The 13242-nt window shown below is 40.4% G+C and carries 8 protein-coding genes; 5 read left to right on the top strand and 3 right to left on the bottom strand.

Features of this window, described 5'->3' with window-relative positions:
* Positions 1-81: 81 nt before the first annotated feature.
* Positions 82-2238 carry a tetratricopeptide repeat protein gene (locus FPK91_RS20145; RefSeq protein ID WP_144213777.1) on the bottom strand — a complete coding sequence of 719 codons (2157 nt, stop codon included), beginning with the start codon at positions 2236-2238 and terminating at the stop codon, positions 82-84.
* A 150-nt stretch (positions 2239-2388) separates the two neighbouring features.
* On the opposite strand from FPK91_RS20145, the gene FPK91_RS20150 reads away from it, so the two are divergent.
* Positions 2389-4200 carry a M61 family metallopeptidase gene (locus tag FPK91_RS20150; protein WP_144213779.1) on the top strand — a complete coding sequence of 604 codons (1812 nt, stop codon included), beginning with the start codon at positions 2389-2391 and terminating at the stop codon, positions 4198-4200.
* Between the two features lie 206 nt (positions 4201-4406).
* On the opposite strand, the gene rdgC is transcribed toward FPK91_RS20150, so the two are convergent.
* Positions 4407-5318: a recombination-associated protein RdgC gene (gene rdgC / locus FPK91_RS20155; protein ID WP_144213781.1), complete on the bottom strand. Its 912-nt coding sequence runs from the start codon at positions 5316-5318 to the stop codon at positions 4407-4409.
* 343 nt (positions 5319-5661) lie between these two features.
* On the opposite strand from rdgC, the gene FPK91_RS20160 reads away from it, so the two are divergent.
* The 3 genes from FPK91_RS20160 to phoR all read left to right on the top strand — a co-directional run bounded on the left by FPK91_RS20160 (position 5662) and on the right by phoR (position 9035).
* A complete protein-coding gene (locus FPK91_RS20160) occupies positions 5662-6615 on the top strand; it encodes a porin (RefSeq protein WP_144213783.1) in 954 nt (317 codons plus the stop codon).
* A gap of 216 nt (positions 6616-6831) precedes the next feature.
* On the top strand, positions 6832-7521 hold the full coding sequence (phoB, locus tag FPK91_RS20165; RefSeq protein ID WP_144213785.1) for a phosphate regulon transcriptional regulator PhoB: 690 nt from the start codon (positions 6832-6834) through the stop codon (positions 7519-7521).
* Between the two features lie 218 nt (positions 7522-7739).
* Complete coding sequence (gene phoR, locus FPK91_RS20170; protein ID WP_144213788.1) at positions 7740-9035, top strand: phosphate regulon sensor histidine kinase PhoR; 1296 nt, start codon at positions 7740-7742, stop codon at positions 9033-9035.
* Between the two features lie 352 nt (positions 9036-9387).
* Here the strand turns inward: phoR and FPK91_RS20175 are convergent, their stop codons facing one another.
* On the bottom strand, positions 9388-11193 hold the full coding sequence (locus tag FPK91_RS20175) for a protein adenylyltransferase SelO (RefSeq protein WP_144213790.1): 1806 nt from the start codon (positions 11191-11193) through the stop codon (positions 9388-9390).
* 1012 nt (positions 11194-12205) lie between these two features.
* On the opposite strand from FPK91_RS20175, the gene FPK91_RS20180 reads away from it, so the two are divergent.
* Complete coding sequence (locus FPK91_RS20180) at positions 12206-13177, top strand: PstS family phosphate ABC transporter substrate-binding protein (protein ID WP_144213792.1); 972 nt, start codon at positions 12206-12208, stop codon at positions 13175-13177.
* Positions 13178-13242 lie beyond the last annotated feature (65 nt).

Here is a 13242-nt window from a genome sequence, read left to right on the forward strand (position 1 = left end):
TAAAACCCTACTTTTTAAATGTTCATTAATAAAAATCAACATTTAATCTTCATTGAGTATAGTTAGTCTAAAGAAAATATTTTAATTAGTTGGCCACTTTATATCGGCCGCAGAACGATTACTTTCAGCCCTAATTATCCCTCTTTGTAATGCGTGGGTAAGATTTAAGTAAAGTGGTTTAAAAAATATGGCTGCTGGTGCGAAGTTTAGCGTGCGAATGCTGACATAGGTTTGTTCTGAATCAATACTTTTGGCAGCAGCAAGGGCGTATTGCACAGTTTCATATTTAAGTTCTGCCGTTAACCTTAAATCAGGATCTGCCAGTAGGGGTAAATTAATATGCCCTACAGTGGCATGTAATGGTTTATTACCTACTTTTGAGAAATGTGGGATATGACTTTTACTAGCGATGTTTATTCTTGATAACACCGCTTCAACCTTGTCTAAAATATCCTGTGCACTGACACTCTCAGAGCAACAAATGGCCACTTCCCCGGTTCTGATGACAAACACATCGCATTTAATTTCTTGTTCACATTGTTCCACCAAATTGGCGGTGATGCTCTTTGATTCGGTAAGGCCAAATTCAATATCGATATCGGTAAGTGCTTCAATATTCACCAGTGCAACCGTTTTAGGCGGATGTTGTTTATTAAGCTGTGATATTACCCCTCGGTAGCCTTTAAGCTCGGTGAGTGGTTCTTGGATAGATTGTTCTAGTAGCGATGCTGATCTGACTTTCATGGTATTCAGTCGTTTAAGGCAAAACAGCCAAACAAAAGATAAAATGAGGATGGTGATAAGCAAAATAATTATCGCCATTTGCTGATCTTTACTGTTATCAACATAAACACTCAATTTATGTTGTAAGGCACTAACGTCTAATTTTAATTTTTCTTCATTTAAGTTCGATATTACTGATCCATCATCAGGAGTTGCTTGGGTATTTTGATTAAGGGCGATGATTTTATCCATCACCTTAAGTGCAGCAGGCAGATTATTAGTTTCTCTGTAACTAATCGAGAGGTATTCTAGGGCTTCTTCTTGTGCATCAATGATGTCTTTGACTTCGCCAATCTCTAATGCCACTAGGGCATGGGATGTTGAAAGCGTCCATTGTTGTTGCTCAAGTGCCACCTGAGCCAGTAATAACTCGTTGTAAACAAGGTAATGTAATACTTTGCTTTCTTTAAAGACCTTATTGGCCATTTCTAGATAACTGACTGATGATTGGTAATTTTTTAAGTGTAAGTATGCTTCGCCAATATTATTGAAATTTAGTGCTTGGCTGATTTTATGACCGTTCTTTTGGTCTATTTGTTGGGCATTCAAATAGTAATCAAGGGCCTTGTTCCATTGCTCTTGGTGGGCGTAAATCATTGCGATGACAGTCATTAATTTTGATTGCAGTGCTTCTTGGCCTAATGCTTGAAAACTAATCGCTGCTTCATTGGCATTTTTAAGCGCATCGTCCCATTGGCCTAAATCACGATAAACCCGCGCTAGTTGAAACTGTGTATGGGCATGTAATACCGGCGCATCTAATCTGTTGGTAATTCTAAATGCTTCATTATAGTGCTGTAACGCTTTAGCTAGTTGGTTTTTGTGAACGTAATACTTTCCAAACGCGGTTTCAGCTTGCGCAATAAAATACTCCACTCTCATTTGGTAGGCGAGGTCACGGTATTGCTTGTAGTGATGCAAAGCTGGACTATCTTGCTTAAGCAATCGAAATAAGGTGCACAAGTCACCGTGAATAATAAACTTAAGCGTCATGGCTTCATCATCTTTCAAGTTATTGATTTTATTCAGCGCTTCTTTGTAAAGAATGATGGTTTGCTTGTACTGTTGAGCATCTACGCCGCGGATCCTGCCTTCTAATAATAAAATAATGGCTTCATGTATTGGAGTGGTGGCGATTGATTGCAGTTGCTGAGTCAGCAAGCGAGCATGGGATGTTTTATTGTCGGTTTTGATTGGAGAATGCAAATAAAGTCGCGCAAGTAATCCTAAGTCTCTTTGCAATTGCTGGGGCTGATAGTTTAAATTTTTGGCTACTTTTTCGAATTCAGCGATGCCATTAAACGACAAAGGGAATTTTGTTTTGTTCGAAAGCTTTTCAAATAAGTCGTTGGGGTCTTCCTGGAATGCTATTTCTCGCTCAACAAAATCGGCAGCATAATTCGGAAAACTTATAAATAACAGTAGGGTTAATACTCTAGTGATAACTTTTAGCATGACTGATAAGTAGCCTTATTTTTTGTAAGCTTTTATTATAATTTAGGTGAGCGAAGATCGTTAACTTGTTATGATGCGCCTTTAAAGGTATAAAAATCAATCACAAGTCATTAAAAAATATAACAAGAATAATAACAGAAGGAATTCAGAGTGAAAGCAACAAAATTGACTGTTTTATCCGCATGCTTACTTTTTAGTGCAAGCAGCCTTGCTGAAGTGACTTACACCATTGATTTAACGCAACCGGAACATCATCTTGCTAACGTTAATGTTAGCTTTCCTCAGACATCTAAAGATCATTTAACCGTGAACCTGCCTGTTTGGCGAACGGGTAAATATGTTGTGTTGCCACTTGCTGATGGTGTGCGCTCATTTAACGCCACTGATGACAATGGCCAAGCTTTACAATGGCAGCGAACTGAAACTGGTGAGTGGCAAGTGCAATTGTCAAAGCCTACGGCAGTGAATATCTCTTATCAACTTTATGCTAATGATTTAGGCACGCGTGTTCGTCACATTGACCGTTCGCATGCATATTTAGATGCTAGCGGTGTATTCATGTATAGCCCTGAGTTTCGTAGTGAACCCATTTCGGTCTCCATGGATGTTCCACAAGGTTGGAACAGTTATTCTGGCATGAATAAGGGCACTGATTCAAACTCCTTTATCGCCAAAAATTATGATGTCTTAGTGGATTCACCGATAGAAACCGGTGAAAATTCTCATTACCGCTTTAAAGCCGATGGCCGTGAGTATGAGTTGGTATTTTGGGGCGAGGGCAACTACGATGCGCAGCAAATAGTTAAAGATCTCACTAAAATAAGTAGTCAGGCTGAAGTGATTTGGGACGATTACCCGTTTGAGCGTTATGTTTATATGGTGCATGCGACAAGTGGCGCAAGAGGCGCTACTGAGCATTTAAATTCCACCATTATTCAGCTACCTCGATTTAACTTTAGAGAACGTAAAGATTACCTACGCTTTATCAGCACCGCCTCCCATGAGTTTATTCATACTTGGAATGTTAAAGCTTATCGTCCTCAAGGCTTAGTGCCTTACGATTATCAGAATGCCAGCATGACAGAGCTGTTATGGATGGCAGAAGGCTCAACCAGTTATTTTCAAAATCAATTACTATTACGTGCTGATGTGATTACACCGAAAGAGTTTTTTGAAGATTTAGCCAAGCGCATTAATGGTAATCTTCATAAGCCGGGTCGTGAAATTCAGTCTGTAGCTGAAGCAAGTTTGAATGAATGGACTAATACCGGTGGGGATTATGCGATTAATCATGGCGTAAATATCTACTCTGAAGGTTATTTAGCCTCATTGTCCCTTGATTTTAATCTGATTAAAGACACGCAACTAGCACATTCTTACCGTGATGTTCATCGTCAGTTATATCGCGACCATAAATTACCTAATGGTTATAACGTTGATGATGTTAAGGGGATTTTAAAGTCGATATCAGGTAAAGATTACCAGCCTTGGTGGCAACAACATGTCACTCAGCCATTTAGTTTAGATTTTGACAGCTTGTTAGCAAATGCTGGCTTGGCACTTTCTAATGGTAAAGAAGCTAAAACTACAGTTTATAGTGGCATGAAGATTAGTGGTTCACATGATGACCTGACGATTTCCAACGTTAACAGTAAAGGTCCTGCTTGGGCAGCTGGCATTGTTAGCGGTGATGAGATTGTGGCTATAAACGGTTTAAAAGTGACAGCGAGCGGATTTAAGAAACGTTTAGAAGACTTTAAACCAAAAGATACGATTATGGTTACATTGTTTAATAACGACAGCTTAAAAGAAGTTAAGCTTACATTGGCAGAGCAACCAAAGGGCGATTTGGCTATTGTTGGTGTCGATGCGCCGACTGATGAGCAAAAAGCGTTTCTTAAAGCCTGGTTAGGGATTGACTGGCCATTTGATGAAAAAGGTCAGTTTGTTAAAGCTGATTAATGAGTGATGAAAATATTGCTGTGATTACAGCAATAACTTTAGCAAGGTATCAAAAATAATACGTCTAAAGTTACGTATTAAAAAAGCCCAGTTAAAATTCATTAACTGGGCTTTTTAACTAATAGAAGTTTATTCAAACTTGAATCTAGTCGGAGTTCTGCTTAATCAAACTAAAAGTATCAAACTAAACGTCCAGACTAAAAAAATTAGACGCTTTCTTCAATTGGACCTAATGCTTGTTTAATCGCATTAATAAACACCACTAATTCGCCACCCATTAATGCAAAATCTGCATCAAGTTTGGCTAATGGATCTTCAGTGCCAACATCGTCAGTTTCTGCTCTGAACTCTTCAGAGAACTTAAGGCGCTTAACGCTAGCATCCGATTGCAATAAAAACGCAATTGACTTGCCAAAGTGAAGTGACAATTTATGCACTTGTTTGCCTGTGGCTAAATGCGCTAATACTTCATCTTCTTGTAACACTTGCTGCTTGAAACGCACAATGCCACCTTCATCAGAATCTGATTTTAGTTCAGCTTCATCTTGCATTTCAAAAGGCTGAGGAGATGCGCCATTTCTTAACCATTCAGTCATGGTAGTTTCAATTGGGGTTGCAAAGTGCAGCGGTACAACCGGAAGGCTACCCAATGCTTTACGTAATAGTGCTAAAAGTTCTTCCGCTTTAGTAGCACTTGAACTATCAACCAAAATCATATCTAGCTCAGGCATGATCAAAGCATGGGTTTGACTACGACGAGAGAAGGCACGAGGCAGAAGCGTCATGGTGATTTCTTCTTTCATGGTGTCTTTTTCTTTTTTGGTCACTTTACGGCTTTCTTGATCTTCAATTAAAGCCACTTTTTCATCAAGCGCTTCTTTGATCACTTGGCCAGGAAGAATTTTCTCTTCTTTAGTGACACAAATTAAATGACGATTCTCTGCGGTGTGGACTAAAGCTTGGCCTTTTTTACCTAATGCATTTGAAAAACCAAACTTACTGATGTCTTGGCTATTACATGGTGAAAAGGTGAAGTCAGCTAATGCTGTCTCAAGTGCCTCTGTATCGGTACTGAAAGGCTTATTAAAACGATATAGGGTGAGATTTTTAAACCACATGAAAGACACTCTTCGAAAATTAAAAATGCAGTTTACGGTATCGCGCCGCTCGGGTAAACCATCACCTAACGCAATTTGATTGTTGCCATTTCAGAATTCATAAAAATGTCACAAAAGGCTGAGTAAGTAATTATTCCTTATTTTACAGCGAGTTAATTGTTTTGTTGCGCCGCTAATTTAGCCACTTCGAAATAAAGCCAGTGAGTTGAAATATTACTGCAACAAAAGCCGTGCAGAATTCGCCTCGTTCCCAAGTTATTAGATAGCAGATGACTGCTAGTTCCAACTGATAACAGCACTTACAAAGGTGTAAAACACCAATATATTATGTCTAAAGGATGAAATGATGAACGCTTTTTATAAAACCTTAGTTGCCTCTGCTATTGCTACCGCTACGCTATCAACTGCCCACGCTGCAGAGCCTCTTGAAGTTTACGGTAAGTTAAATGTCAGTATCCAATCAAATGATAATGGCACAGGTTCAGAAACTGAAATTCAAAGTAATGCGTCTCGTTTTGGTGTGAAAGGTGGTTTCGAATTAAGTGACTCTTTAGAAGCGTTTTATACCATCGAGTATCAAGTCGATACAGGTAATGAAAATTCAGACAACTTCACTGCACGTAATCAGTTTGTCGGTTTAAAAGGTAACTTCGGTTCTTTCGCTGTCGGACGTAACGACACTATGCTTAAGAAATCACAAGGTAAAGTTGATCAGTTCAATGATTATTCTGGTGATTTAAAAAGCCTTTTCAAAGGTGAGAACCGTCTTGCACAAACAGCAACTTATTTAACGCCTAAGTTTGGTGACTTCCAAGCAGGTGTTACATATGCCGCAGAAGGTGATAGTAAGCAAGCTGATGATGGATTCAGTATTGCGGCTATGTACGGTGATTCTGGTCTGAAGAAAAGTCCTATTTATGCATCTGTAGCTTACGATTCAGAAGTTGCGGGTTACGACATTATTCGTGGTACTGTTCAGGGTAAAGTTGCTGGATTCGTACTGGGCGCTATGTACCAGCAAGAAGAAAAAGTTGATAGCGGTGCTAGTATTGATGGTTACTTACTGAGCGCAGCGTATAAAATTGAGAATGTGACCTTAAAAGCACAGTATCAAGACATGGAAGACAAAGGTGATTCTTGGTCTGTCGGTGCTGATTACTCACTAGGTAAACCAACTAAGTTATTTGCTTTTTATACTGACCGTACTTCCATTGATTACTCAGATGAAGAAGGCGACATGGTTGAGTTCTCTGTTGATGAAAGCTACTTTGCTGTAGGCATCGAACATAAATTCTAAATCGGCCAGTTAATAAAGCCAGATAAGAAAAACATTCAATGAATGACAAAGGAGGCATAAAGTCTCCTTTGTTTGTTTAAGCATATTATTTATGATGTAACATGATAGATTTATGTCAGAAATATGATTTTAATTCCATTTTCGGCCTTGAGATCATATTACTGTAATAAAACTGACCAATAATACTCACACGGCATACTAATCACAGAAACTATTATGACAGCTAAGATTTTAATTGTAGAAGATGAGTCAGCTATTCGTGAAATGCTGACATTTGTTATGGAACAACATGGCTTTACTACCACATCAGCTGAAGATTTTGATTCGGCAATTGACCAACTGCAAGAACCGTATCCAGATTTGATTCTATTGGATTGGATGTTCCCTGGTGGAAGTGGAATACAATTAGCTAAGCGTTTAAAGCAAGATGAGTTTACTCGCCAAATTCCGATTATCATGCTCACTGCGCGCGGTGAAGAAGAAGATAAAGTGAAGGGGTTAGAAGTCGGTGCTGATGACTACATCACTAAACCGTTTTCACCGAAAGAGTTAGTGGCTCGTATTAAGGCGGTTTTACGTCGTAGTGCGCCTACTCGACTTGAAGAAACTATTGATGTGCAAGGTTTGCTTTTAGACCCTGTTAGTCATCGCGTTTCGGTTGGCGAGTCTGTTTTAGAGATGGGCCCAACAGAATTCAGATTGCTGCACTTTTTTATGACACACCCTGAGCGTGTTTATAGCCGAGAACAGCTACTCGATAACGTATGGGGTACTAATGTGTATGTTGAAGATCGTACTGTAGATGTACATATTCGTCGTTTACGAAAAGCGGTTGAAGACTCTGGCCATGATAAACTGATTCAAACGGTTCGTGGTGCAGGTTATCGTTTCTCAACAAGAATGTAATCGCTTACGTTTGTTGAATATTAAATGACTGCTGAATGGTTAACGTCATGCAAACCAACGAAAATGGTTATTATGCTTGAGTCACCTTTTGGCAGTAATTTACACCCATGGCTATAGCAAGTAATCAGGTTTTAAGCTATCTTGTGAGCCATTATTTCCCTACCAGCAATTAGGTAAAAATTCCTAAGGGTTTATTTACATTAATTATTAGGCAGCTTATGCTTCGAGCTTATTCTGGATCCAGGCTATTTCTTCGCTTCGTAGGATTCTTGTTGGTTTTTGCCGTAATTGGCATCGTTATCGATCAAATTATCATCTCCATTATTGTTGGTTGCATTGCTTTATTAGGATGGCATTACCGACAAATCACCCGTTTAAACTATTGGCTTTGGAAAGACCGCAAACTCACGCCGCCGCAAGGTACAGGGAGCTGGGAAGGTATATTTAATGGTATTTACCGACTCCAAGGTAAAAATAGACGCCGAGTTGGTCAACTCGCATCCTTATTAAGCCGATTTAGACAAGGCGCTGAGGCATTACCTGATGCGGCAGTGGTATTAGACTCTGACCACAATATTTTATGGTGCAACAAACTTGCACAACTGGTACTGGGTTTTGTATGGCCACAGGATAATGGTCAGCGGATTGATAATCTTATTCGACATCCCGATTTCTCAGCCTATCTCAAAACAGGCAAATTCAATGAACCACTTGAGTTAACGTCCCCTCTATCAGAAAATCGCTTATTAGAAATTCGCTTAATGAGCTACGGCGATAGGCAACTACTGCTCATTGCCCGTGATATTACCCGTATAAACCAGTTAGAGGGTATGCGAAAAGAGTTTGTTGCCAATGTATCCCACGAACTAAAAACCCCGCTAACAGTGCTACAAGGCTACCTCGAGATAATGCAAAGCATGGAGGAAGCTGACAGTATGAATCAAAAACCGCTTAAACTCATGCAGCAACAAACTCGGCGCATGCAATCAATGGTGGAGCAGTTATTGGTGCTATCTCGTATTGAAGATGGGGCAGATATTGACCTTGAAAAGACCATTAATATGCAAGCGATGCTCGATATATTAAAAGACGAAGCTTCCGCATTAGCGATGGATGAATATGAAGTTGAGTTTCAGTGTGAAGAACATCTTGATTGTCATGGCAATGAAGTACAAATAAGAAGTGCCTGCACTAACTTAATTTCTAACGCGATTCGTTATACCGAACCCGGTGGAAAAATAACGGTTCGATGGCAGCAAGTGGCAAGTGGCGCTAAATTCAGTGTTACCGATAATGGTTTAGGTATTGCAGCGCAACATATTGGCCGCCTAACTGAACGCTTTTATCGAGTTGATAATGCCCGTTCCAGTAAAACCGGTGGTAGCGGTTTAGGCCTTGCGATTGTGAAGCATGCGCTTAACCATCATTACAGTGAACTGCATATCACCAGTGAGTTAGAAAAGGGTAGTTGTTTTAGTTTTATCATTCCTTCTCATTTGTTGGTGAATCGTTAACCTCTAGCATATTGATTAAGATCCCCCCATAAACCACGATGCAGACATTGATGTCTGCATTGTTGTTTATGGCGCTGGATAGGTGTTGGTTTATGTGTTTACTGACATTATTAGTGGTTATTCATTCATAAATAGAGCTCAATCAGTAGAGCACAATTAGTAAAGCTCAATGAGTAAAGCTCAATTAGTAGAGCTCAATTAGTAGAGCTCAATTAGTAGAGCTCAATTAGTAGAGCTCAATTAGTAGAGCTCAATTAGTAAAGCTCAATCAGTAAAGATCAATTAGTAAAGTCCAATCAATAAAGTCCAATCAGTAAAGTTTTTTTGGCGCACGGTTACTAACTCAAAATAATTACGATGAGCAACTAAGATGGGATAATCCACCCACCTCAAAGAACTCAGCCGGTTTCAACCGATAGTATTTATCCTCAATGTCCTTTGAGTGCTCAGCATATGGCTGTGTCATCACGTGCTGCAGCTCACGAATTAGCGAGTAATTGCCCGCAGTGGCTTGCTGATAAGCTGGCATAACAAACCATTCTCGCAAAATGTATTTTGGGTTAACAAGCTTCATTTCTCTCGATATTTGGTCAATGGAACGTGACGAAGTCGCATCTGCGTCAATGGCGATATTTAGGAGTGTTTTCCATTTCTCGAGCCACTCTTCCCAGCGCTTTTCTAACTCTTCGGGCGCTGTATTTTGAGCCCTATTATTGTATAAACCATTGTAGAAGCTTTTCTTGAGAGGGGTTATATCATCAGGTATCGACGAGAGCTCTCGAAAGAAAATAGTGTAATCGACAGGCGTTTGCACCATCAGTGTCTCTAGCTCGCTTATCAGTTCGCTACAAGGTGCCTGGTGAGACTCTGTGTTCAAAGTGCCTAAATTATCTAAATCTATTACCCGATCCAGTCCCAGCTTAGCAGCCCACATATTCTGCATTTGTGTGTGCATGACTGTCGAAAATCCATGTTGAAGCGCATCAAGTTGCAGCAAGTCGTGCTGATTAGATGCTAGTAAAGGACGTAATGCTGAACAAAACATCTCGAAGTTTTTTTGCGCCGCATTGGGTTGGTTCATAAACGAGAAGTGATGACCACCACCCGTCCAAGGTTGATAATGGGGGTTAAACACATCGCAAAAACCGAAGGGGCCATAATCCAGTGTAAAGCCACCAGCTGCGCAGTTGTCGCTGTTGAAGTTACCTTGGCAGAAGCCGACACTGATCCAACTTGATATCAATGACGTGAGGCGGCTTCGAAACTCGCTCGCCAACAGCAGTACTTTCTCTGGCGTGGTGAGTTGCTTATCGACAACGTCAGCGTACTCACGTTCAATCAAGTGCAGCACAATCTTCTCGAGTTGTTCCATGGCTTTCGGGTGTGCTTGTATACGAGCACGGCGAGCGAAAAGCTCGAGTTGGCCAACGCGTATGAACGACGGTGCGACACGTGTTGAGATGGCGACAGCTTCAGATACCATCATGTCGGGGTTCTCCGATAGCGAGCCCTGTGAGTACCACGGCCGTTTTACCTTCTCCGTCTTAGAAACATATAAACTCAACGATCGTGATGTGGGCACGCCCAGTGCATGCATATGCTCCTGAGCTAAGAATTCTCGGATGCTAGACCGCAACACCGCGCGGCCGTCAGCTCCTCGGCAATAAGGCGTGCGGCCGCCACCTTTTAGCTGCATTTCCCAGCGTTGCCCCTTGATGACAGTCTCAAATACAGAAATAGCTCGACCATCTCCATATCCGTTACCGGTTTGAAACGGGCACTGTTGGATGTATTCGGTGCCGTAAATGGAAAGTGCATACCCAGTCGCCCAACCAAACTTGCGCATCGGATCTGGCACCTGAGAAATGTCGCCGGAGAACATGCGAACAAAATCGCTGGACTCAGCCATGCTGTCTGCAAAGCCAAGCTCAGAAAAAAAGGTTTTGCTGTGGGCTACATATTCAGGATCTTTGATTGGCGTCGGATTGACCGGGACATAATGACCAGAGAAGACTTGTCGCGGCGCATAGTCTGCCCCGTTTTCTGTCGCATCAGGATCACAGTTGAGAGTGTCCATCAGGGAATAATTTGCTAATTTTGCAAGATCATTGAACGTCGATATCGTCGGGGCGGTTTTCTGCTGAAGTCGCTTTGTCATAAGTGTTTATACCAAGGTTCGTAAAGATAAATTCTAATAATTTGTATCAAAATCCACGTTGTAGTACTGCATAAACCAGCAAGCTGCTTAATTTTAGCGCATTTCAACTGGTTTTTATGTATTTTCTGGGTTTGCATCAGACATGGGTAGCAAACTCATAGAAACTCCTAACATTTGGATGATGCGCATATATTTGGCAAAACGCGCCTACACAATTAACCAAGCTATTATTTAAGCTCTGCTACAGCAAAGCTATTGATTATTAAGCACTCTAGCAGAGTGGGGCTGAACAAACGAGCAGCGTAAATTGAAAAGTGGGTATTGATATTGAGGTCTTACTCAAGTCATCAGCAAGGATCATTTATCGATTGGTAAGAGTAGCTTAACTAATTCAACAACTAGTTACTGACCTGAGCTGTTATTGCCTGATATTCACAATGAAGCAGTAATGAGTTTTAGGCATGTTTAAGTTACTTTCTCATATTGATGGGGTTTAAAGCTGGCTGATTTAACCATAGCTTGAGTGCACTGGAATCTTTGCAGCTATCTTCATTGCAATTATCTAGACTACAACTTTCACCTTTCGATTTAGTTAATATAAATCTGCTTTAAAGCAATAAATAAATCAGCTACAAGGCGATAGTGATATGTCGCATCAATTAAGTTGTTCACATGATTAATGATAATGGCCATTCCGTTGATACGTTTTTTTGCTAAATGGGTGATTATTGTAGACAGGCCTGCGTTATTGTTAGGTATAAAAACTGAGCTGTAATAAATTGATCATCAATAATTCAAGCAGTGGGAGATGAGTTAATGTGCGGGGTTTCGCTTAAGTTATTGATTTTAATGGTTAGGCTTTGTTTTTTGACTGAATTGATATGTTTGCAGGGTAATTGTTAAAAGTGTTAATTGTCATCCCCTTGTCACATAAGAGTCATAGACTTGTCATCATAGTCATTGATACTGAGCCTGTCTTAAATAACAACGCTTACAATACCGGAGCACTAAAATGAAACTTAAACAGCTAGTTAGCGCGATTGCAATTACTGCAGTTGGAGTATTTTCTGCAACATCTATGGCAGCGATTGATAAAGCATTACCAGTATACGAAAAAACAAGTGGTGTTTCAGGTAACTTGTCATCAGTGGGTTCAGATACACTAGCGAATATGATGACGTTATGGGCTGAAGATTTTAAACATATTTACCCTAACGTGAATATCCAAATTCAAGCAGCAGGTTCTTCAACTGCGCCGCCAGCATTAACTGAAGGTACTTCGCAGTTCGGTCCTATGAGCCGTCAAATGAAGCCTAACGAAGTTGAAGCTTTTGAAAAACATTACGGTTATGCGCCTACAGCCATTCGTGTTGCAATTGATGCATTAGCTGTATTTGTTCATAAAGATAATCCAATTGAAGGGTTAAGCATCGAACAAATCGATTCAATTTTCTCATCAACTAAAAAGTGTGGTGGTGATGATGTAGCGCGTTGGGGTGATGTTGGACTAGAAGGTAACTGGGCAAAGAAAGATGTTCAGTTATACGGTCGTAACTCAGTTTCTGGTACTTATGGTTACTTTAAAAAGAAAGCACTTTGTAAAGGTGATTTCAGACCAAACGTAAATGAGCAACCAGGTTCAGCTTCTGTAGTGCAATCGGTTTCTCAAGGTCTTAACGCTATCGGTTATTCTGGTATCGGTTATAAAACTGCAGGTGTTAAAGCAGTAGCCCTTTCTAAGAAAGGCACTAAGTATATCGCAGCTACAGCAGCGAATGCAGCGAATGGAACTTACCCATTATCACGTTACTTATACGTTTACATCAACAAACACCCTAACAAAGACTTATCACCAATGGATCGCGAGTTCATCCGTTACGTGTTATCTCTGCAGGGTCAGCAAATTGTTGAAAAAGACGGCTATGTACCATTACCTCGCAGTGTCGTAGCAAAAGATTTACAAAAAGCAGGTATCAAGCTTTAAGCTTATCGCCTGCAAATGATTAAAGCCTCAATTATGCATATAGTTGAGGCTTTTTTTATACCTGT

Source organism: Shewanella donghaensis, from assembly GCF_007567505.1.
GTDB classification, from domain to species: domain Bacteria; phylum Pseudomonadota; class Gammaproteobacteria; order Enterobacterales; family Shewanellaceae; genus Shewanella; species Shewanella donghaensis.